Below are 23,476 nucleotides of genomic sequence, written 5' to 3' on the forward strand. Positions count from 1 at the left end.
GTTTGATAAAAAATATGATGACGCCTTGGGAAAAGTATCAAGAAGACCTTAAAAGAGATGACTTTCAATACGACAGTGCACAAGAAAACGCGGTCAAGCATTTGCAGCGTTTATATGATGATTTAATCGCACAACCTCCTGAGCCCAAAGGCTTCTTTGCTAAGCTGTTTGCAAAGAAGCAAGTAGAGCCGGTGAAAGGTCTGTATTTCTGGGGTGGGGTAGGGCGCGGCAAAACCTACTTAGTGGATACTTTTTATGAGGCGCTACCCAGTGATAGAAAAATGCGTGTGCATTTTCACCGCTTTATGCACCGTGTACATGATGAATTAAAAAAGCTGAATGAAGTGAAAAACCCATTAAATGTGGTGGCAGACATTTTTAAAGCTGAAACGGATATTATCTGTTTCGATGAATTTTTTGTGCAAGACATTACGGATGCCATGTTGCTGGGCGGATTAATGGAAGCGTTGTTTGAACGCGGGATTGTGTTAGTGGCGACATCCAATATTGTGCCGGATGAGTTATATCGAAATGGCTTGCAGCGCGCACGCTTCTTGCCTGCGATTGCGTTGGTGAAAGCGAATACTGACATTGTAAATGTTGATTCGGGTATTGATTATCGTCTGCGTACATTAGAATCAGCAGAAATCTTCCATAGTCCACTTGATGCACAAGCGGATGACAATTTGTTTGAATATTTCGACAAGCTTTCGCCAGAGCCAGGCAAGCTAGATGTGGAAATAGAAATTGAAGGGCGCATGATCAAAACGCGCAAGGTATCTGATTGCATTGCGATGTTTGATTTCACCCAATTATGTGAAACCGCACGCTCACAAGTGGATTACATGGAAATTAGCCGCTTATATAACACGGTTATCTTATCGAATGTGAAGCAAATGGGGCAATCTAACGACGATGCGGCAAGACGATTTATCGCTTTGGTCGATGAGTTTTACGAGCGCAATGTCACCTTAATAATCTCTTCTGAAGCGCCTATCGATCAAATCTATACAGAGGGGACATTAAACTTTGAATTTAGACGTTGTATCAGCCGCTTACAAGAGATGCAGTCATTAGAGTATCTATCCAGAGAGCACCTAGCTTAGTAAAATCACATTTCTGGCGGAAAAATCAGCCATACGCTGGTTTTTCCCAACTACCCTTGCTATAATCCGCGGCCTGCCACGTTGCGTTCTATAGCCCTCGTCGGCTTAGCCACCGACTTGAGGGGCAAAAAAGTCTTAAACTCGAAGGGGTTGAAGCACCATTAGTAGAGCGGTAGTCCTCTGACTACCTGTGGTTTTAACTGAAAACTTTGGATTTTATAAATGAAAACGTTTGTTGCTAAACCAGAAACTGTAAAACGTGACTGGTACGTAGTTGACGCTGAAGGTAAAACTTTAGGTCGTATTGCTACTGAAATCGCTGCTCGCCTACGCGGTAAGCACAAGGCTGAGTACACTCCACATGTTGACACTGGTGATTACATCATCGTTATCAACGCTGAGAAAGTTACTGTAACTGGTAACAAAGCACAGCAAAAAATGTATTACGCTCACTCTGGTTACCCAGGTGGTCTTAAGTCTGTTAACTTCGAGAAGCTTCAAGCTAAAAAGCCTGAAATGATCATCGAAAAAGCAGTTAAAGGCATGTTACCTCGCGGTCCTCTAGGTCGTGAAATGTTCCGTAAACTTAAAGTTTACGCAGGTAACGAGCACAACCATGCGGCACAACAGCCTCAGGTTCTAGACATTTAAGGAGCACTATCATGGCAAATCAATACTACGGTACAGGTCGTCGTAAAAGTTCAAGTGCTCGCGTATTCTTACGCCCAGGCACTGGCAGCATCGTAATTAATCAACGTTCTATCGAAGAGTACTTCGGTCGTGAAACTTCTCGCATGGTTGTTCGTCAGCCACTAGAGCTAGTTGAACTAACAGAGAAGTTTGACCTTTACATCACTGTTGAAGGTGGTGGTATGACTGGTCAAGCTGGCGCAATCCGCCACGGTATCACTCGTGCACTTATGGAGTTTGACGAGTCACTACGTCCTACTCTACGTAAAGCTGGCTTCGTTACTCGTGACGCTCGTCGCGTTGAACGTAAGAAAGTTGGTCTTAAGAAAGCACGTAAGAAGACACAGTTCTCAAAACGTTAATTTATTACGTTTCAGAATTTGCAAAAACCCAGCCTTGTGCTGGGTTTTTTGTTTCTTTTTTGTATATTAAAATGGTACAGTTATGGTGGATCTGTCACTTAGTTGACTGTATTCAACTGTTTAGAATCAATAGTCACTGGCCTTTGTGCTCTTTAACCTGATTTGAACTTACGATTGCGCCTGTTCCATTGTTGCATTATTTTGCAATAGGATTGGCTTGTGACAGGTAATTTTTAAATTTAGACATTCAAAAGGACTGATTATGAAATACCTTATTTGTATTTTCATTTTAATATTTACATTCACTGCTCAAGCAGAGGTGACCTGTAGAGGGAAAATAATTAAACTAGTAAAGTGGACTGACAAAAATCAAGCGGCAATTTATTTAGACAATACCAATACTCGTTGGATTTTATTACCCGATGATCAAACTTCGCTTTCAATGGCGCTAACAGCATATACAGCAGGTAAAGAAGTCGCTTTGTATTGGCGAGACCGAGATGTTACAAGCTGTTCAGCCGGATGGGAAAATTACCGCAAATTAAATGGCTACTTTTTAATTCAGTAGTGATATTCAAGCATATAAGCAAAGCGGTTTATTCCGCTTTGTATGTCTTCCAAAAACTCCTGCCGTACTATTTTAAACTTTCTAAAAAGCCTAAATGTTATTTTTAGGTTGACCAATTTTTCACCATTTCTCTGCTACACTTGCAGGGCAAGTAAATTATTCGCGATATCATCTGATTAAATTTTCACTCATCTGGACAGAGGTTGATCTTGGTCAGGAAATCATTGCGAAAGACGTCATATCATAACCTGTCGTTTCTAGTATTGGCTGTTTATTGAAGCGCTTAGCACTTTATATGGTCATAATTAGAATAGCAATAACCATATTTTTTATATGGTTTTTGCTAATGATCGCGTCTATTTTGAAATATCTTAAAATTAACCTGCTGTAACTGATGTTCTCAATATAGCAAGTGTTGAGGATCATAGTGGAGATAAGTGGATGAGCAATGCGCCTGTTGACAACAGCCGACGCCGTTTTTTAACTATCGCTACCTCTGTCGTAGGTGGTGTTGGTGCGGCTGGAGCTGCTGTTCCTTTTATTGCGTCTTGGAATCCGAGTGAGCGTGCTAAATCTGCAGGGGCTCCTGTAGAAGTGGACATAAGCAAACTTGAGCCTGGACAATTAATTCGTGTTGAGTGGCGAGGAAAACCTGTGTGGGTTATCTATCGTACACCAAAAATGTTAGAACAAATGAAGCAACACGAAGATCAACTTCGTGACCCTAACTCTGATGAAGCACAACAGTTAGATTCGGCGAAAAATAACTATCGCTCTAAGCGAGAAGAGATTTTTGTCGCGGTTGGGATCTGTACCCACTTGGGGTGTTCTCCAACCTTTATGAATGGTGGATTCGGCGAAAAAGTGGAAGGTACAGCAGATGGCTTCTTCTGCCCGTGCCACGGTTCCAAATTTGATATGGCTGGGCGAGTGTTCCAAAATGTACCAGCACCATTGAATTTAGAAGTACCACCATACACCTTCCTAGATGACACCACGATTCTAGTGGGTGAAGAAGAAGAGGTGGCATAATGGCGACTAATTACGAAGAACAAAATCAGGCTGTAGATGAGCCAAGTAAGCAACCCACTGGTACTGTAAGCTCAGTCGTGGGTTGGATAAATGATCGTATTCCAATGACGCGCGTTTGGAATATGCATATCGCGCAATATCCTGCTCCTAAAAACTTTAACTTCTGGTATCTCTTTGGCTCGTTAGCTATTTTGGTACTGGTTAACCAAATTGTGACGGGGATTTGGTTGACGATGAATTTCGTCCCTTCTGCTGAGGGGGCATTTGCTTCTGTTGAGTACATCATGCGTGATGTCGAATATGGTTGGTTATTGCGATATCTTCACTCCACCGGTGCGTCAGCATTTTTTGTTGTTGTTTATCTGCATATGTTTAGAGGCATGATCTACGGCTCTTATCAAAAGCCCAGAGAATTACTGTGGTTATTTGGTATGTTGATATTTTTGGCACTAATGGCTGAAGCATTTATGGGCTATCTGTTACCTTGGGGTCAGATGTCGTTTTGGGGTGCGCAGGTCATTATTTCATTGTTTGGTGCTATTCCAGTCATTGGTGAGGATCTAACGCTTTGGATCCGAGGAGACTACGTTATCTCGGGTGCGACACTTAACCGATTCTTTGCGCTGCATGTTATCGCATTGCCTTTGGTACTGGTCATTCTTGTATTTCTACATATTGTTGCGCTGCACGAAGTGGGTTCAAACAATCCAGATGGTATTGAGGTTAAACGCAAAAAAGGCACTGTTGCTGAAGAAGATAAACCTAATTTTAAATTCCATGAATACTATACCAGCAAAAAAGATATAGTGGATGCGATCCCATTCCACCCGTATTACACCGTGAAGGATGTGCTAGGTGTTGCAGGGTTCCTGATTTTATTCTGTTGGGTCGTGTTTTTTATGCCTGAAATGAACGGTTTCTTCTTGGAAGCGCCTAATTTTGAAGCGGCTAATCCACTTAAAACGCCTGAGCATATTTTCCCTGTTTGGTATTTTACGCCTTTCTATGCGATTTTACGTGCTATTCCTGATAAACTAGCAGGCGTAGTGGCGATGGGGGCCTCGATAGTTGTGTTGGCATTATTACCATGGCTTGATAGAGGTAAAGTACGCTCAATTCGTTATCGCAGTAAATGGCATAAGCTGAATATTGCACAATTTGTGGTGACCTTCTTGATTTTAGGTTGGGCAGGTGCGACACCACAAACGGTATTTTCAACGATTTTGTCACAAATATGCACCGTAACGTATTTCATGTTCTTTGTGTTGTTGTATGTTTATTCAAAGAATGAAGTGACCAAGCCACTACCAACGAGGTTGACGAAATGATGAAAAAGCTTTTAATCGGTTTATTCGCATTATTGCCGACCTTAACAATGGCAGCAGGTCCATCAGTTCCGCTTATGGACGCTAATATTGACTTGAGGGATAATGCATCGTTGCAGCGTGGCGCTAAATTGTTCATGAATTACTGTTTAGGTTGTCACCAGATGCAATACCAGCGTTATGAACGTACGTTCCGTGACATTGGTATCCCAATTGAAATTGGAAAAGAGACGCTCATCTTTGATGGCTCTAAAGTAGGCTCGCATATCCTCAATTCAATGTCGAAGGATGATGCAGCGACATGGTTTGGTGCGGCACCGCCCGATTTAACGCTGATCTCTCGTGTTAAGTCACCAGACTATATATACACATACTTAAAGTCATTTTACAAAGATGAATCTCGTCCTTTTGGTGTGAACAATATTGTATTCCCTTTAGTGGGGATGCCTCACGTTCTTCAAGAACTACAGGGCTTACCAATGCCAATTACTGAAGAAGTAGTTGAAAATGGGGAGACTGTAACCAAGGTAGTGGGTGTCGAAACTGACGGCTCCGGTGAGATGAGTGACGATGAATATGACCAAGCAGCGAGAGATCTCACCAACTTTTTAGCATATGTGGGTGAACCTTCTCGATTAGAATCTGAGGCAATAGGTATCAAAGTGCTTGGATTCTTGGTAATCTTCTTCATCTTAGCTTTCTTATTGAAGAAAGAGTACTGGAGAGACGTTCATTAATTTGAACACTCAATGGTAATTATAGGTAATAGGGGCATATGCCCCTATTGCTGTTTAAAGTGATTTGATTACTTTGTGATTAATTTATGGAGGTAGGCATGGCCGTAGCTGCCAATAAGCGCCCAGTTATGACTCTTTTTTCTGGTGCAAACTGTATGTATAGCCATCAGGTTCGTATCGTTTTAGCAGAAAAAGGTGTAAGTGTTGATATTCATCTGGCTGAAAAGGATAACTTGCCAGAAGCGCTACATGAAATTAACCCATATGGTACAGTTCCGACCTTGATCGATCGTGAACTAGGCTTGTATCAAGCGAATATCATTATGGAATATTTGGATGAGCGTTTCCCGCATCCACCATTAATGCCAGTTTATCCAGTTATGCGTGGCCGTAGTCGTTTGATGATGCATCGTATTGAAAGCGACTGGTACAGCCTTGCTGAGAAAATTTTATCAGGCAATGATGCTGAAAATGCGCGTAAAGAATTAACTGAAGCTTTACTTGCAGTTGCTCCTATCTTTGGCGAAGCGCCTTATTTTATGAGTGAAGAGTTTAGCTTAGTAGATTGCTTCATGGCACCTCTATTATGGCGTTTACCACAGCTAGGTATTGAGCTGTCAGGTAGTGGCGCAGGTGAGCTTAAAGATTACATGCTTCGTTTATTTGAGCGAGAGTCTTTCCAAGCATCATTGACAGATGTTGAGCGCGAGATCCGCAGCTAATGACATCTAATCGACCTTATTTATTAAGGGCGTTCTATGAGTGGATCGTGGACAACCAGTGCACGCCACACATAGTTGTCAATGCCAACTTTCCTCACGTACAGGTACCTGTCCAGTTTGTGCAAGATGGGCAGATTGTGCTTAATGTGAGCCCAAGTGCGGCGAATAACTTCAGTATGGATAACGACGCGCTGAGCTTCAGTGCGCGTTTTTCTGGCCAGCCAATGCAGGTGTATGTGCCTGTTGATGCTGTGTTGGCGATATATGCCCGTGAAAATGGTGAAGGTACTGTTTTCTCAGAACCACGCACAGAGGAGGAATACGAAGAAGAAGCGTATGACTCTGCGGATGAGGCAATATCAGAAGCTGAAGAAACCCCAGAAACTGAGGCGCAGAAGCCGCCGGTTGAAGGCAAGCCTAAAAAGGGCGCACATTTACGTGTTATCAAATAAAAAAAAACCTGCATTGGCAGGTTTTTTTATTTACACGCAGGCATTAAAGGTACTCAAACGCTTTAATGACCTTTTCTACACCGTGTATATTTCTTGCAATCTCAACGGCTTTATCCGCCTCTTTAGGGGCAACCATGCCCATTAAAAAGACTTCTGAATTTTCAGTGACAACCTTAATATTGCTGCCATTCACATCATCATTAGCCAGTAATTGAGTTTTTACCTTGGAGGTCAACCACGTATCGTGACCTTTTGTCGCTAAACCAATATTGCTGCCGATCCGAATTTGATTAAATAGCTTTTTAACACCAATCACTGAGCTGACCGCATTGTTCGCTTCTGTTTTCATTTCTGCATTGGCAACTTGGCCTGTTAGTAGGACTGTGCCATTGACACTGACTACATTAATATTGGCATGTTTTGCCAGTCGTTGAATTTTCTTTAGCGCAATTGTGGCTTTAATCTCGATACTATTATCATCTATTTGCGAACCAATGGTGCGTCGATCATTGGCGGCGGACACGGCACCCGCGGTCCCGGCGACTACAGCAGCTGCACAGCCTTGTAATAAAGAGAGCGTAATGAGTAACAAGATGGGTTTTAACAGCATATTAAGCATCCTGAGGAAATAAAATATTGTCAATAAGTTGGCTTAGGCAGTGTACTGTAAACATGTGGGATTCCAGTATTCGGCTTGCACGCTTACTTGGGACTCTGATCTCGACGTCGTTGGGGCCGAGTAAGCCTGTCAGCTCACCGCCATCATTACCAGTGAGTGCGATGATTTTAAGGTCTTTTGTTAATGCCGCTTCAACCGCGCTGATCACCTCTTTTTCATTACCATTGAGTGCTATGGCAAAAAGCAAGTCACCTTCTTGTGCTACTGCGCGAATTTGTCGAGCGAATAGTTCTGTCTGGCCACTGGCTGCCTGTCCACTTAAATTGATATTGGATTGGCTTAGAGTCAATGCGGGCAAGCATGGCCGCTCAGTTTCATAGAAATTAATAAGTAAACTGGCAAAATGTTCAGCAAGCATATGGCTACTTGGTACACCACAGCAGATCAACTTATTACCGTTGATCAATGTTTGAGAAATCACATATGCTGCTGTTTCTAACTGTTCCGGCAGTGCTTCTCCTGCTGCGATTTGCGCTTGAATACTCTCGGTAAAGATGGCTTTGATAGATTCTTGCATATTAAAAAACGTTCTTTATCCACTGTATCGTATGTGGGGTATCCCCCTGTATTGCAACAAAGTCTACGCGCAGCGCTACATTATGCAAGGTAAAATCTTGCATGTATTGATATATACTCCGCCTTAGACGTTGTTGTTTTTGATGTGAAAGTGTATTTATGGCGCCGCCAAATTGCTGGCTTTTACGATATTTCACCTCAACAAATACCCAAGTGTGGGTATCTTTCATGATTAAATCAATTTCTCCATATCGACACAAGTAATTGCGTGCTATTGGTGTTAGGCCTTGCTTTTTCAGATAATGCTCAGCGGCTTCTTCAAAATACTGGCCTTTCTTTCTGGTGTTGGTAAAAATCCTTTTTAGCATCCTTTTTCCTTGAGGTTGGCAAGTCATCATGACTTACCAAATCTAAAATCGGTTATTCAGCCTCTTGCATGAATAAGGGTGTCGGAGGGCGCTCATCTAAACTAACCAAACGTATCCGATTTTTATGGTATTGCCCCCAACTCAATTTGCGGTGTATTTGATTGGCTTCTTTGATACTTAACGCACCGGTTAACCCATCGAACTCCTTACCTGGTATTCTACTGAGTTGTTTTAGCTCTGGAATTAAGTTTAGTGCATCATGAGCCATTGCAAATAAGCGCTGTTCTATGTCTGCTTGTTCAGGCCAAAGGCGAGCGTAGGTATCTCTTAAATTACGTTCGTTAATGGCGTCAGGCAGCATCCAAGGTAACTCGGTAAAGTAAAGTCCTTCTAAATCTCCTTTGTCCGTTTTATCAATTTGCTTACTGTAACTGCGTGAACTCGCATACAGCGGGATCCGCTCGGCAAATGTGCTGACGTTTACATCTAAGTATGGCTTTAGTAAGCGGGTTTCGATTGCGTCGCCTAAAATGTATATCGCATCTATATCTCTTCTTGAGCGTGTTTCGCTCTCGACTTCACTACGGAATAAGCTTTTAACCTCTTTAATTCTGGCTTTTGAGCGATCAACTTCAAGTAGCTCAGTGATCACGTCGACCATGTCTTCACTGTTGTTGTAAAAGCCGCTCTCTGGCTCCGTTTTGCTAAAGCGTTGCCACTGAGCATTAAAGTGCGATATTAAGCGTTGTCCTGATGGTGTATTGGGTGCTAGTAGCATGGGTTTTTGAAATCCTTTAGCTAAAAAGTGCACCATAGCTTGCTCGACTTCATGTTCTGGGTTGAGCGCAAAATAATAATGTTCTTGGTGAATGCGCTCCGCTTCTTGTGGGTCCACCTCATTGAGAAAGATAGCTGAAGATTGCGCAACCAAAGGACTAGACTTTACTTTGACGATATTATTTTTTAATAGCGGGCCGATAATAAAATCGGCTTGGACTTTTTGCAGTTCTCTATCAATGAGCTCGGCACTATCCATTTCATCGATGAAATAGATCTCTTCAATTTGGCTCTTGTCCATTGCTGCCAAAAAACCATTTTTTAAAGCAGCGCCCAGCCGCTCGCTACTGCCTGATTGGGGTAGTAAAATAGCGAGTTTAGTCGCTTGATAAGGCGCTAAGTTAAGTGTCGATTTGACTTCATTCGGAATGATAAAACTGCCAGGGTGATTTTTATAGCGTCTTTGCCAGTTATTCATGGCTTGGTGTAATTGCACCGTGGAGCCTAAATAAACTTGATGATATTTGGCGAGCTTCACCCAGCCTTGCTGAATGACTGAGCCACGATCAAAGCGTTCTAGAGCATAGGAAGACAATTGTTGTAATGCAGCCCAGATATCTTGATTTAAACCTGTAATGTTGAGCCTGTTCTGCTGTGCGATATCGGCGCTTTTAAAATAGTGAACGAGGGCTTTTTTGGGGAGTTTTTGAGAGGCAAAAATACTGCCTTTGAGGTATTGATGCCACCCTTTATGTTCCGCAAGGCGAAGCTGGTCGCTGACATTCGTCAATATGGTGTGCGCGCTTTCATACTTTCCTTGCTCTTTTTGGGCAAACGCGATGTAGAGTTTATTTTGCACATGATCAACGCTGGCTTTGGACTCTAACTCAAAACAGATCTGCTCCAGCATAGACCAGTTTTGCTCATTGATTGCGGCTTCTCTAGCACTATAAAGTACCTGAATTCTATTTGCGCCTTGTTTTGATAGAGCAAGCGTATACAGTGAACTGGCGTCCATATTCTCAGTCGGTTGCTCGGTTGCCACTTGCGTCTGCGGGTTTGTCGTCGGCTGTACGTTTTTAGGGGTTGTGCCACAGGCCGATAAACCGGACAATACAGCCACTACTAGACTTAATTTTTTCAGTTGCACGCGTATACCTTCACTCATCACCTTGTATGTGAATATCTTACTGACTGATCTTGGAGAGCTCAATGACAAAAGCCGACACTTTAGACAAAATTGGCACCCTGCACATCGTTGCCACACCAATTGGTAATTTAGAAGACATTAGTGAACGGGCGCTGAAAACCTTAGCTGACGTAGATCTAATTGCAGCAGAAGATACACGCCATACAGGCAAACTTTTGAGCCATTTTAATATTAAAGCAAAAACCTTTGCTTTGCATGATCATAACGAAAAACAAAAAGCCCAACAAATATTAGATTGGTTGAATGACGGCAAAGATATTGCGCTGGTCTCAGATGCGGGCACCCCTTTGATCAGTGACCCCGGGTATGCCGTGGTGAATTTATGTCGTGAGGCCGGTGCTAAAGTGACCCCGGTCCCTGGTGCGTGCGCTGCCATTGCTGCCGTGAGTTGCTCAGGCCTGCCAACCGATAAGTTTCAATTTATTGGCTTTACGCCAGCAAAAAGTCAAGCGAGACAGCAGTTTTTCAAAGAGGCGTTTGAGTCTGGGATCACCAGCATTATGTATGAAAGTACGCATCGCATTATGGCGAGTCTGGATGATCTTGTCAGCGCGCTTGGAGAACAGCAGCAAGTGGTGTTTGCCAAAGAACTCACCAAGACATATGAAACGTTTTTTAGCGGTGAAGTGTCTGAGCTAATTGCTTTTCTAACGGATGAACCTGAACGCCAGCGCGGTGAATTAGTACTTATCTTACCGGGTAAAGGCAAAGAAACAGCGGCAATCACGCCTGAAGCACAAAAGTTAATTTCGCTTTTGGAAGCTGAAATGCCGCTTAAAAAAGCCTGCGGAGTAGCTGCTGAGTACTTTGGTCTTAAAAAGAACGCGTTATACAAAGCGATTATTGCACAAAGAGAAGAATAGCAAAAAATCCGCTGTGCTTTAGGCTAGAAACAGGTATAATGCGCCGCGAGTTGGCCGGATAATCGCTGCTTGTGACGAAAATGATCAAGGGGAGGAAAGTCCGGGCTCCACAGGGCAGGGTGCCAGCTAACGGCTGGGGGGTGAAAGCCCACGACAAGTGCAGCAGAGAGAAGACCGCCAACCTCGGTTGGTAAGGGTGAAAGGGTGCGGTAAGAGCGCACCGGGCCGCTGGTAACAGTCGGTTGCAAGGTAAACTCCACCCGGAGCAAGACCAAATAGGGTTCCTTATGGTGTGGCCCACATCGGAACCGGGTAGGTTGCTTGAGCCTAAGAGCGATTTTAGGCCTAGACGAATGATTATCACCTCGCAAGAGGGACAGAACCCGGCTTATAGGCCGACTCACATATTTTAGTAGCCGCTTGAATCTTCAAGCGGCTTTCTAATCTTAAAAGCGCGATTTCTTAGCGCTTTGGCACACAGTTGCACTCAAATGCCTCTTCATAAATACCACCGCTGGTACTTAGTACATTCCAAGCTTGAATTTTTGCTTATGTGCTCTACTTGTGATCTTTAATGGGTACTTCAAAGCGCTGTCATAGTTTATCTCTTGGACATTTTGGCTGTTGTTATTCTCATACTTTTATTGTTCTTATATTTTAAATAATGATGTTTTGCGCATATTTTAATCCATTCCATATTCTTGGCACAATTGCATGTCATAAACCCTAAATTGAACTGTCTCTGTCAATTAATAGGGGGTATTAATATTATGATGCGGACTAAACTGTGCCTAGCCTTGCTGACTTTGGGGGCGACTGTCCCCAATAGTGCGCAAGCTGCCATGGCACCATTAACAATCCATGTTGATGAAAATACCAAAACGAACACCACCATAGGTCGGGTGAGTTTTGTTGATGGCATATCCGATAAAACGGTGCGCTTGGAAGTCGGTAAAACAGACATAAAAAATTGGGTAACCAATGGTGAAGCATTTGAGCCCATCTCATTTGCCTCAAGTTTTACACAAGCGCCGATTGTTTTTGGTCAGATCCAATCCAATAGTGACTATGCAGTAGAGTATGAAGTCAGTACTTACTCTTACTCTGGCCTAACGAGCAAAAACAACAATAGATTATTGATGCGCCACCGCTTAGATAACGTCAGTGCGCAGGGCTTTGAGGCCGTACTTGAATCTGAGCTAGATAAAAAAGGCACCAGTGTCATTCAAAGCTTTACCAATACTGGTGAGGGTGAAACGCTTGGCTGGATAGCATTTGCTGAGCCCATCTCAGCGCTTTGGAATGACAAGCCATTTGAAGTTTCAAGTACAGGCACTACGGTGACACATCAGGTGCATGGTCATGCGTTTAGTGCGCCGATCACAGAAACCCCAACCATTTTAACCTCCTTAGCATCCTACAATGGCACATCTCAAAGTGGTGTAGCGATTGATGAAGTCTCTGCAAACCGTGTGAAAGTACACATTGATAACATTGATGATGACGCTCATGCGGCTGAAAATGTTAATGTGTTTGCACTGCAAGGCTCTGGCTTTTTATTTACAGAAAGCTTGGCGATTGTGGGTGAAACGGGCGTCATTAAAGTCGCTGATTCAGGCAGTGATGCGCCATTTTCAATCACTTTTTCGAAATCTTATAACAACCCTGTTGTATTCGTTCAAGCAGTCGGAATAGATAAAGACATCGTTGATGCGGCGGTGCGCTTCAATTTCGTTGCGCCTATGATGCTGCAAGGGTATTTGCATGGCGATAATGAAAGTGTGGTACCAAATCGCTTTGGTGAGTTTGAACTACATTATCAAATTTTTGAAGCGGGTCGTTGGGATATACCACTAGAACATTATAGCTATGAAATCATCTCGGGTAATGATGCGGGTGTGTTCTCAATTGATGCAATCAAAGGTGACATTAAAGTTGCTGACCAAACACAATTAGACTTTGAGTTGGGTAACAATCAGTACGTCTTAACGGTTCGTGTAAAAGATGGGGCAGGCAATACGTATGATTCGACTGTTACCATTAACGTAAACGACATTAATGACTCCCTGAACAACAATGCACAATCAATCGATGGCTTAGAAGCCGCTGATTGGGCTGGTTGGTCAGTAGCCCCAGCAGGGGATGTAAACGGTGACGGTTTCGACGATATCATTGTCGGCGCTCCTCAAGCAGATGTTTACAGAAATGATGGCACCTTTATGTACGAAGATAATGGTGCAGCTTACGTTCTTTTCAGTGATGCAACGGGCACATTCCCATCACTAACGGAAGTGATCGGTGGTACTCGTGGTTTTGGGATCATGGGAGCTGAGTCTGGCGACAACGCAGGTTTTGCTGTTGCTGGAGGCGTTGATATTAACGGCGACGGATTATCAGATGTAGTAGTTGGTGCGCCTTATGCAGGTACTAACGGTAAGAATTCAGGTTCAACCTACGTTGTATTCGGTAAAACTGGTACTAACTATGTTCCATTGTCTGATATGAATGCTGGCGGGAGCGATTACGGTTTTGCTATTCATGGTGCTTACACTGAAGACTATGCCGGTGGTACGTTAGTTGTTGGCGATGTGAATGGTGATGGTCTCGGTGACATTGTTATCGGCGAAACGGTTACGCGTTTTTTAGCGGGGACTGGTTCATTTGAATTAAGGGACTTGCTAGAAGATGGTACCGCAGATCCTAACTTAGCCTATGTTGTTTACGGTAAAAAAGACAATAACGTGGTTCAGTTAGCCAATGTTGCAACAGACTACAACACGCAAGGTTTTGCGATCACTCGTCCAAGCAGAAGACTGTTTAGTGGGTGGCACTACGGTGCGCAAGTATTACCCACCGGGGATTTTAACAGTGACGGCTTAACGGACTTTATCGTAAGCCACGGTTTGTATGTTGATACGTCCGGCACCAGTTATGTGGCGTACGGCCGTATTGGTGGTGAATCAATTAAGTACAACAGCATCAAATCGAGTGGAAATGGCATTAAAATCATCCCTGAAGCCAGCGGCAACTATGGCTTTGATTTTGGCCGCGCAAGCTTAAATACACTGCCTTCATTTACCACCTCTCACGTTGGTGACGTGAATGCCGATGGTGTTGACGACATCGCCTTGTTACTGACCGATACAGGGTGTTGCTCTGCCATTGACCACCCGCGTGCGTATATCTTATTTGGTGGCGTAAATGTTGCCGATGAAATTAATTTAGCGGATATTGCACAAGGCAACGGCGGCTTTGTTATTCATAACGATGCGTCCAACATTGATCACAGTGATTTGCAGGTTATTTTGGGCTCCATAGGTGGGGCAGGCGACTTAAATGGTGATGGCTTTGACGACATTATTATTGGCGACCCGTTTGCAGAAGATAACAAAGGTCGTGTGTATGCCGTGTATGGGCGTGCAGGTACAGATCCTGTTTACCTAAGCGAAATCATTGAGACAAAACAAGGTTTCTACTCTGAAGGTAACGGGGGCGAGCAGTTAGGTCAGTTCATCGCCAGCGCCGGCGACATCAATGGCGATGGCATCAAAGATATTCAATTTGGTACGCCTTCTGCTGATAAAAACAATTTAAGCAATACCGGTGCAGTGTATGTATTAAACGGCGATGGCAATTTAGTGACACTGTGGGGCACTGTGGGTGATGATACAATCGCAGGTGCAGCAACGGCAGATAATATTGCAACTGGAACCGGTGATGATGTTATTCGCACCAATGGAGGGGCAGATGCGGTGTATGCAGGTTCCGGTGAAGATACCATTTACATTTCTGATAATACGTTTACCCGTATCGACGGGGGCGGTAATACAGATACGTTAATCTTTGACGGGGCAGGTATTAATCTCAATCTCGCCGCGCAAGCATCTCGCGTTCGTAATGTTGAAGTGTTTGATATTCGAGGCTCAGGTGCAAACTCAATCACACTGAATAAAAGTGTCAGCAGTAACTCAAACTTGCGCATTTTAGGTGATGATGATGACTACATTGGTGCGGCGAACAACCAGTGGGTTGACTCAGGCACAACGCAAGTTATCGAAAATATCACTTATAAAGTGTTTACAGCCGGTGCTGCAACCATGTTAGTGCAAGATGGTGTGAGTATTGCGGTTAACAATGCACCGACTATTGAAGCACAATCTTTCACTGTGAGTGAAGCCTCTGCAAGCGGTACTGAGATTGGCACTATTTTGGCCGACCCTAATGATGTTGGCGACTTTGTTACTTTCCAAATTCTAAGTGGCAACACAGATGGTGACTTAGTGCTAGATGCACAAACCGGTGTATTGAGCATCAGCCCTGACATTTCTCGTTTAGACTTTGAGAACACCGCTACGTATAACTTAGAAGTCATCGTTTATGACCAATACAATACCACAGATGTGGCAAACATTACCGTTGATGTATTAGATATGGAAGCCATGACTATCAGTTTTTCTGGTGACGCAAGTGGTGAGGGCAGTTATTGGGGTAACAATACCGTGCTTGAATTGCTTGGTATGAGTTCACCTGATTGGGCATCAACTGAAACTAAAATGACGTGGGATATTCCGGAGACTGAAACTCCATCTGAAGCAACTATCTTCAGAGTTTTAGCACACGGTAAAATTCATTACGTTGGTGGTTTAGATTTGTTTGGTGGTTGGGTTGAAGCCGATATTCCACTCACAATGGACTTGAAGTACCCTGATGAGATTCAAGTAGGTCAACCAGTTAATCTAACCACGCAATTTAAAGTAGATTCAAACGCTAACTTCATGGCGTCATCGCCTGGGGTGCAGGTTTCTGCAGAATTAATTATTGAAGACCTATTAGTACAATATCAATCAGATGTTTTTGAAAAGCTAAACGATAAAACTGAAATAGAGTACGGATCATATGAAAAAACCGTCGGTTCAGAGTCATTTGGTATTTATGGTGACAACTGTGCCAATGCGTTAAATCGTGCCGATTGTTACAAGTTGGACGAGGGTGTGGAAGTTTATGACTTAACGCGTGAGCTGACGGATGACGAAATTGCTACGCTCATTGCAGAACACCATTATGAATTGTCGTTAGCAACGACCATTGCACATGCAAAACAAGTGAGTTCAAACCTAACGTATGACACCAGCATGGTTGACGGCGATTACCTTGTCGATGTGGTTTATGCTCACCTTGGTGCGACCGATGGGTTTGAAATCATCAGCACTGATCACTCAGATCCATTGGCATCGATCACCTCTTTTGTTCGCGCTGAAACGACAGACGAAGAGATTGCGCTGTATATCAAAAATCTAACCCGTGATACGTTGGCTGCTGATGTCGCAAACAGCGCCAGAAAAGCCATTGAGAAAGCGATTAATTTAGAGGTAGATAAATTACGCTTCCTTGCCGGTCATGACTTAATTGATTGGGTGTCTGAAGAAGTATACTGGGGGTCAAACTGGACCAAATGGCATGCTAAAGCGGGCATGGAAGCGGTCGAAGGCACTTCTGAGCAGTGTATTGACGATTTTTATGCACCAGTGGGCGAAGATTTATACCGTAGTTATAAGTTCAGCACCTTAGATACTTTTGTGAGTATTACGTTGGATTTATTCCAAGACTTTGAGTTGAACGTTGAACCTTCAGCAATCTTAGTGCTGGAAGATGGCACAGAAATTTATTTTGACCCAGAAGAAGACATCGTATTCACGCCTGAGCTTGCGCATGATGTTAATAACGATGGCATGATCGACGCGACATTAACAGTGGATGTTCAGTCTAAGTTTGTGAACAACAGTAAGATGAAAGCGTCATATAAAATGCCGTTTAAATTCTTAGAGTTTTCTTACAACGTGCAAGAAGCTGTGTGTACTGATGCACAAACTTACTTCATGGGTAAGCAAGGCATTCAGTACGAAAAAGGCTCATACGGTCCGTTAATGGATAGTGAGTGGGTGTTTGAGTTCTCTGATACGGATTTTGGTGGTCCAACAGAAGTTACCCTTGCAGACAATTCATATACAACACACTTGTCGTTTGACTTATGTAATACCAATGGCGTGTGCGGAGAGCCGGTATTGTCTTACAACAATAATGTGCCTGTTGCCTCGGATGTCACAGTAACGGGTGTGTTTATTGGTAAATCGACAGTATCTGCGACTTATGCTTACTCAGATCCAGATGGGGATATCGAAGAAGCGACACGTTTCCAATGGTATCGCTCTGCAACTGGCAATGAGACTGACGCACAAGTGATTGAAGGTGGGCTTTATCAATCGTATACCTTGTCATTAGACGATATTGATAACTATGTGGCATTTTGTGTGACACCTGACGATGGTACTGATCTTGGTAGCCCAACATGCTCTGAATGGACCTATGTAGAAAGCCCGTTCCACAAAGATCTATCAATTATGAACGGTTTCGGTCAATCTATTGTCTTTGACGGCACGGATCAGAGCATGGTTCAAACTCTGAACTCAGGTTTTAATCCGAATAGCTCTTATACAATTGAAGCATGGGTGAAAGTGAATGCATTGAACCCCGATGACAATTCAAACTTAATGACCTTTACAGAAAGCGACAACAAGTCAAAAGCTGCAATCAGAATATTCTCTGATGGTCGCTTACGTATTAAAGCAACGAATACCACATTTAAATCGACAGAAACAATTAATGTTGGTCAATGGCAACACTATGCCATCAGCTATGATCAGCCGACACAGCAACTATCTGTGTATTTAGATGGTGAATTGATCATTTCTGAAGTTGACGCGGCTGACTCAAGCAATGTGTATTTTGTATGGGGTTCAGGCAACGATGGTGTGACTAAAAAGCTAAATGGTCAAATTGATGAGATCCGTATTTGGAACCAAGCGCTACCTCAACAGACGATTGCGGCTAATCGTGCATTAAGTGCGTCGTTAACTGATTCAAGGCTTGTGTCTTATTACAACTTCGATAATGTGGTTGATGCTCAAGTAGCCGATCTGTTGGGTCAAAGTACCATGACGTTAGTTAACGAGCCAACGTTAGAAAAATACGACTCGTACTTAACACTTGATGGCAATGGAGATTATATCGAGATTGCTGATGCCAGCGACGGTTCGATAGACTTTGCTGGTGACAACTTTACAGCCTCAGCTTGGATTTATTTAGAGCCAGGTTCAAATGGGTCAAACCGTAATATTTTTGCGAAAAAAATCTCAGCGAACGCAGGTTACAAAGGTTGGAGCTTAAGTGTTAACAGCGCTAATAAATTGCAATATCACCATGATGCTGTCAATGACGGCAAGAAGACCTACGCAGCAGGCACGTTTAAAACGGGTCGTTGGTATCATGTTGCAGTGGTCGCCGATTGGGAAGGTGGCAAGGTGAGGTTGTATATTAACGGCAATGAAGTCGCCAGCTCTGGTAACGGCTTAGGTAATAAACGTAACTTGAGCAACCATAAACCACTTCGTATAGGAGCATATAGCCATACAAATACGTCCTCAAACACCTTTAAAGGTCACATTGACGATGTCGCTATATGGACGCGCGCTTTGTCTGAAGATGAGCTCAATGTGTGTAAAGATGACATGGTGTTGGGCTGTGAACAAGACATGTTGATATATTATGACTTTGAACAGGAAGCCCATAAGAATAAAGCAGTCGATAGATACAACGGCACTATTTTTGGTGCGGCTGAAGTCAATCATGGTCTGGATGTAAAGTTTACGACCACTGAGTATGCTTCGTTTGTCGGCAAGCTTCCTGGTGGGTCAGGTATCACGTTTGGACTCGCTGATGCGCCTGCTTATGGTGAGGTGGTCATCAATGAATATTCAGGCGAATTTACCTATACGCCAAATGGCAGCGCAAATGGCGCCAGCGATTCATTTAGTTATGTCGTTTACGATAACAACAATGGATATAGTCTCAAGCAGATTGTGACCATTGAGTTTGAATAAGTTTATTCATTCTTAAAATTTACAAAGCCGCGATACCAATGTTGTCGCGGCTTTTTCATATACGCAAATGAACACACTTAAGCACTGGAGTTATGGTGATTTAGTTTTACTCAGTTTGGGGGCATAAAGTTCATATGTATCTGCTCCTCTACCAAGATAAGTCCTTTTTCGGTATAACTATGTTAGACGTTAAACACGTCTATCGCACAAGGGTAATTACACAGAAATGATGTATTACATCGTTATCTGCGCGACTGCTCTACAGTCGTAATAATGCTTAACCTTAAGTGTGATAATGTCTTTTTTTCACTTCAATATCCCCGAACTTGCTGCGAACAGTTCCTAAAGTTACGCTAATCCGGTTTTTTGCAATACCTGTCAGATCTGACAGGTATGAAAATGATTTGGAATTTTTATACTCATTTCGGTACGTCGTAAGGGGAGAGCTACCGATGAGAGTCGTTACAAAATGTGTAAATTATAATTCAATTCCACAAGAAGAATACCAGCAAATTTGTCGTTTGCGTTATCAAGTTTTTGTTAAGCGCCTAAAGTGGGAGCTACATACTAGCAAGCAGTTAGATCTGCAGCTTGAGTCTGATGAGTACGACTATTCAAATGCGCAGTATCTCTACGTTACAGACAATAGCATGCAGATTTATGGATGTTGGCGAATTCTCCCAACTTTGGGTAGATATATGCTTAAAAACACGTTTCCTACTTTACTTGAAGGCCACTCCATACCTGCTTCCGAATCCGTTTACGAGTTGAGTCGCTTTGCTGTTGATAAGCGTCTTGCTCAATCAGAAACCAATAAAAGCAGCAGTATTACGATGAAGCTATTCAAAGGCATATATGACTATGCCATTGAAAACGGCATCAAGGAATACGTCACGGTAACCACAACTGCAGTTGAACGCATTCTTAAGCGCATTGGGATCCCATTTACTCGCATAGGTGACCAGAAAGTACATTTACTTGGCAATACAAAGTCGATTGCGCTCAGTATTCAGGTGAATCGTCAGTTTATGCTCGCCGTCCAGGATGAAACCTGTAGCTAACACTATTAATTTGATAAGGAAACATCATGAACACCGATCGTTACGATAGTCTGACTGAAGTTGAAGTCGAAGGCCTAAGTTATCTTTATAACTTTGCAGACGGACATGCTTACCATGATATTAATGAGCATTATGTCGACATTATTAATAACTTACAGCGCTACTGGCAAGAGGGTAAAGATCACTCTATTCCAGATATGGAGAAAGCGTTTAAAAACCAATTTGCTGAACTCATTGACTCATCGACATTGCACTCAACTAATCATTTTAGTGTGTGTCCGACTGCGTCAAACTCGATTGATATTGTTGCAGCGTGGCTCCATAAGGAGAATAAGCGTACCGCATTGATTGAACCTGCTTTTGATAATTTATATCTACTTTTAAAGCGTCGTGGTGTTGATATTAGTGCGTTTGATGAATTGGCATTGAAAAATGAACATCAATTAGCACAGATAGTGAGTAGTGGCGACATCGATGCATTGTTTCTAGTCAATCCAAATAATCCAACTGGTTTGGAGATGACTGAGTCTGAATTTGTCTATCTTGTAGAACAATGTAAAGCACACAACATTACGATTTTGCTAGATAGAACATTCAGAATATATGGCAAAACTAACTTCGATGACTATCAGATCCTAGAGCAGTCTGGCATTGATTACGTTGTGATTGAAGATACAGGTAAAACGTGGCCAACCCAAGACCTTAAAATCAGCCTGATGGTTTATTCAGAGGCCATCAGCAGCACAATGCGCTTACTCTATGAAGAGATTTTCCTGTGTAGCAGTAATTTTGCATTGGCATTGCTTAAGCAGTTTGTTGCCGTCACAGCCAAGTTTGGTGTTGATGCGACGATTAAAAATGAAGTGAGAAGACGCAGTGAAACCATTAATGATGCCTTAGCGGGTACTGGATTGAAAGTTTTTGACAATGATGAAAAGTGTCAGCTGCCACTTTGTTGGATAGACATCAGTGCAACAGGATACGACGACGTCAGTTTTGCCGCTCGCCTAAAAGAGCATGATATTGCCGTGTTACCAGGGCGCTTCTTTTATTGGAATTCAAAATCGCAGCACACGCAGTTTATCCGAGTTTCTCTGATGAAACCTGATGCGGAATTCTATGAAGGGATTGGCAAGTTAAAAGAAGCTGTAACCCGAATCCTGGAAAAGTGATATGAAAAAGCTACTTGTTACTGGCGATGTTGATATCACTCAATTAACGCAGTTAGATTGCCAAATTTGTCACCTCAAAGAGCCAAAAGATGAGCAACAGATCATCGATGCGTTGGTGGATAGTCATTATTACATTATCGGTGGTCCTGAGCATTGTTCAGCGCAGTTTTTAAGTGCTGCTCAAGTGCTTGAGTTGGTGGTAGTGCTTGGCACTGGCACGAGTAGTTTTATCGATCTTAAAGCTGCTTCTGAGAGCGGGGTTAAGGTGATGAATACCCCTAAGCTCAATGCCCAGACGGTGGCTCAGTTTGCTTTTGCCACCATGATAATGAGGAATACTCGGTTTCATTTTTCATGGCAAAAGATGCAAGCAGGCACGTGGTTTCAAACCCCTTACAAAGAGCTTGCTGGGTCGAAAATCGGGTTGATCGGGCTTGGGAATATTAATCGCTCCTTGCTCACGCTGATACGCACCGTGAGTGATCAGCCTGTTTACTATCATGCAAGATCTCCTAAAGAAGTGTTACATGATACCCATCGACTTGAATTTTTAGCGTTACCTGAACTCATGAGCACCTGTGATTTAGTGGTCGTCAGTGTGACGTTCAATGAGACAACTGAATCGCTTATCGATGAAAACGTTTTGGCTAATGCCAATCAAGAGCTGGATCTTCTGTGCTTCAGCTCCCCACACGTCATTTGTCCGACAGCACTAAGGAATGCGCTGACAACAAAAACAATTCGCTCCGCATACATGGATGGGTATTACCAAGAGTGGCTAGACACGCCCGGCGTTGCAAACGATCAGTATGGGTTGTTGTCGTTAGAGCCCTCGGTATTTATGGCAACGACTCACATTGCTGCGCAATCGCGAGAAGCAATACAGGCTTTGCTTGCCAAAGCGGTGGACAATATTAAACAACATGAAAGGAGTCGCCATGGGCGCGTATGACAATCTTGATATTGCATTTTCTGGTTGTATTACCAGTAAAGCTTTAATGCTTGCAGAGCATATGGGGCTCTTTGAGCACCTAGATGACAATGACCGTGTCAGTGAACATCTATTGAAGGAAGTATATAAAGATAAAGGGTCGTATTTAGACGCAATTCTCAATTCTCTGTGTGAAGGCGGTATTTTTTCAGCGCAGCAAGAGCAATACCAATTATTGGTCAGCCGGGAAAAGATTAAAAAGAAAGTCCCGATATTTAAACTTTGGCTGTATGCCTATCGTGATTTACTCAGTGAGCAAGAGCGTATGTTTGATGGAGAGCTCGACCGCATCCCTTATGATGGTGGCAGTGTTGCAAAACACTCCGCGGAAATTGGCTCATCGTTCATTGATAAGCAACTAGACCAAGTCGTTGCTGAATTAGACTTAACGGGCACATTGTGTGACATGGGATGTGGCGCTGGACTGCGATTAATCAAGCTGTGTCGAAACTTTGGTTTGAAAGGGGTAGGTATGGATATGGATGCCAATGCGGTTGCATTGGCGAACCAAAACCTGGCCAAATCAGGGGTCGGCGGTGTGGAGTTTAAACAGCAAGATATCACCAAAATTGAAGGTCAACATGAAGACATTGAAGCCATTATGTTTACTTTCTTCACACACCATATTGAGCCAAACGAACGATTAGAGCGCTTGCTGAGTAACTATCGTGAAATTTTTCCAAATCTAAAATACATCGTTATTTTTGATACGGTCACTGGTGAAAAGCCAAATGAAATTAATAACATATTTTCAAAGGGGTTTGATTATATTCACCGACTTCAAGGATTGATCCCTCGCACTCGTGCAGATTATATGTCTATTTTTGACAATAGCCGTTTAAGTATTACCAAAGAGATCCCACTCGCTGTTGATAACAGCTATGTGTGGATATGCAAGGTTGCATGAT

General features: G+C 43.0%; 19 protein-coding genes and 1 other RNA gene. 16 read left to right on the forward strand and 4 right to left on the reverse strand.

The features are described from left to right. Positions 1-17: 17 nt before the first annotated feature. From zapE to JF50_RS03825, 9 genes are all read left to right on the forward strand, one after another. Entirely contained in the window at positions 18-1,106 is a 1,089-nt protein-coding gene (zapE, locus tag JF50_RS03785) for a cell division protein ZapE (RefSeq protein ID WP_039608808.1), read from the forward strand. Between the two features lie 222 nt (positions 1,107-1,328). Continuing rightward, complete coding sequence (gene rplM / locus JF50_RS03790; RefSeq protein WP_023397225.1) at positions 1,329-1,757, forward strand: 50S ribosomal protein L13; 429 nt, start codon at positions 1,329-1,331, stop codon at positions 1,755-1,757. 8 nt (positions 1,758-1,765) lie between these two features. Then, entirely contained in the window at positions 1,766-2,158 is a 393-nt protein-coding gene (gene rpsI / locus JF50_RS03795) for a 30S ribosomal protein S9 (protein ID WP_152614452.1), read from the forward strand. Positions 2,159-2,420: 262 nt separating this feature from the next. Then, positions 2,421-2,726, forward strand: coding sequence for a hypothetical protein (locus JF50_RS03800; protein ID WP_039608179.1), 306 nt, complete (start codon positions 2,421-2,423; stop codon positions 2,724-2,726). A gap of 441 nt (positions 2,727-3,167) precedes the next feature. Next, a complete protein-coding gene (petA, locus tag JF50_RS03805) occupies positions 3,168-3,758 on the forward strand; it encodes a ubiquinol-cytochrome c reductase iron-sulfur subunit (protein WP_039608180.1) in 591 nt (196 codons plus the stop codon). Positions 3,759-3,862: 104 nt separating this feature from the next. Then, complete coding sequence (locus JF50_RS03810; RefSeq protein ID WP_052262168.1) at positions 3,863-5,086, forward strand: cytochrome b; 1,224 nt, start codon at positions 3,863-3,865, stop codon at positions 5,084-5,086. Beyond that, on the forward strand, positions 5,083-5,820 hold the full coding sequence (locus JF50_RS03815; protein WP_039608181.1) for a cytochrome c1: 738 nt from the start codon (positions 5,083-5,085) through the stop codon (positions 5,818-5,820). Before JF50_RS03810 ends, JF50_RS03815 begins: the two co-directional genes overlap by 4 nt. A 98-nt stretch (positions 5,821-5,918) precedes the next feature. Then, positions 5,919-6,542 carry a stringent starvation protein SspA gene (sspA, locus tag JF50_RS03820; protein ID WP_039608182.1) on the forward strand — a complete coding sequence of 208 codons (624 nt, stop codon included), beginning with the start codon at positions 5,919-5,921 and terminating at the stop codon, positions 6,540-6,542. Further along, positions 6,542-6,994: a ClpXP protease specificity-enhancing factor gene (locus tag JF50_RS03825; RefSeq protein ID WP_039608183.1), complete on the forward strand. Its 453-nt coding sequence runs from the start codon at positions 6,542-6,544 to the stop codon at positions 6,992-6,994. Before sspA ends, JF50_RS03825 begins: the two co-directional genes overlap by 1 nt. Before the next feature lie 43 nt (positions 6,995-7,037). Here the strand turns inward: JF50_RS03825 and dolP are convergent, their stop codons facing one another. From dolP to JF50_RS03845, 4 genes are read right to left on the reverse strand one after another with little or no spacing between them, the layout of a single operon-like run. Next, positions 7,038-7,604, reverse strand: a complete 567-nt coding sequence (dolP, locus tag JF50_RS03830; protein WP_039608184.1) for a division/outer membrane stress-associated lipid-binding lipoprotein — start codon at positions 7,602-7,604, stop codon at positions 7,038-7,040. Between the two features lies 1 nt (position 7,605). Further along, positions 7,606-8,190 (reverse strand): SIS domain-containing protein, encoded by a 585-nt coding sequence (locus tag JF50_RS03835; RefSeq protein ID WP_039608185.1) that lies wholly within the window; start codon positions 8,188-8,190, stop codon positions 7,606-7,608. A gap of 1 nt (position 8,191) precedes the next feature. Next, the gene (locus tag JF50_RS03840) at positions 8,192-8,557 is read right to left on the reverse strand and encodes a YraN family protein (protein WP_039608186.1); all 366 of its coding nucleotides are present in this window, start codon (positions 8,555-8,557) and stop codon (positions 8,192-8,194) included. A 52-nt stretch (positions 8,558-8,609) separates the two neighbouring features. Continuing rightward, entirely contained in the window at positions 8,610-10,484 is a 1,875-nt protein-coding gene (locus JF50_RS03845) for a penicillin-binding protein activator (protein ID WP_039608810.1), read from the reverse strand. Between the two features lie 62 nt (positions 10,485-10,546). On the opposite strand from JF50_RS03845, the gene rsmI reads away from it, so the two are divergent. The 7 genes from rsmI (at position 10,547) to JF50_RS03875 (ending at position 23,475) form a co-directional block, all read left to right on the forward strand. After that, complete coding sequence (gene rsmI / locus JF50_RS03850; RefSeq protein WP_039608187.1) at positions 10,547-11,407, forward strand: 16S rRNA (cytidine(1402)-2'-O)-methyltransferase; 861 nt, start codon at positions 10,547-10,549, stop codon at positions 11,405-11,407. A gap of 46 nt (positions 11,408-11,453) precedes the next feature. Then, an RNA gene (gene rnpB, locus JF50_RS25985) (RNase P RNA component class A) lies at positions 11,454-11,814 on the forward strand. A gap of 363 nt (positions 11,815-12,177) precedes the next feature. Further along, on the forward strand, positions 12,178-19,344 hold the full coding sequence (locus tag JF50_RS03855) for a LamG-like jellyroll fold domain-containing protein (RefSeq protein ID WP_039608188.1): 7,167 nt from the start codon (positions 12,178-12,180) through the stop codon (positions 19,342-19,344). Positions 19,345-19,796: 452 nt separating this feature from the next. After that, positions 19,797-20,405, forward strand: coding sequence for an acyl-homoserine-lactone synthase (locus tag JF50_RS03860; RefSeq protein ID WP_039608189.1), 609 nt, complete (start codon positions 19,797-19,799; stop codon positions 20,403-20,405). 26 nt (positions 20,406-20,431) lie between these two features. Then, positions 20,432-21,577, forward strand: a complete 1,146-nt coding sequence (locus JF50_RS03865; RefSeq protein ID WP_039608190.1) for a pyridoxal phosphate-dependent aminotransferase — start codon at positions 20,432-20,434, stop codon at positions 21,575-21,577. 1 nt (position 21,578) lies between these two features. Further along, positions 21,579-22,529: a 2-hydroxyacid dehydrogenase gene (locus JF50_RS03870; RefSeq protein WP_039608191.1), complete on the forward strand. Its 951-nt coding sequence runs from the start codon at positions 21,579-21,581 to the stop codon at positions 22,527-22,529. Beyond that, the gene (locus tag JF50_RS03875; RefSeq protein WP_039608192.1) at positions 22,516-23,475 is read left to right on the forward strand and encodes a class I SAM-dependent methyltransferase; all 960 of its coding nucleotides are present in this window, start codon (positions 22,516-22,518) and stop codon (positions 23,473-23,475) included. Before JF50_RS03870 ends, JF50_RS03875 begins: the two co-directional genes overlap by 14 nt. Position 23,476: the final 1 nt, after the last annotated feature.

It is taken from the genome of Pseudoalteromonas luteoviolacea (assembly GCF_000814765.1).
GTDB lineage: Bacteria > Pseudomonadota > Gammaproteobacteria > Enterobacterales > Alteromonadaceae > Pseudoalteromonas > Pseudoalteromonas luteoviolacea_H.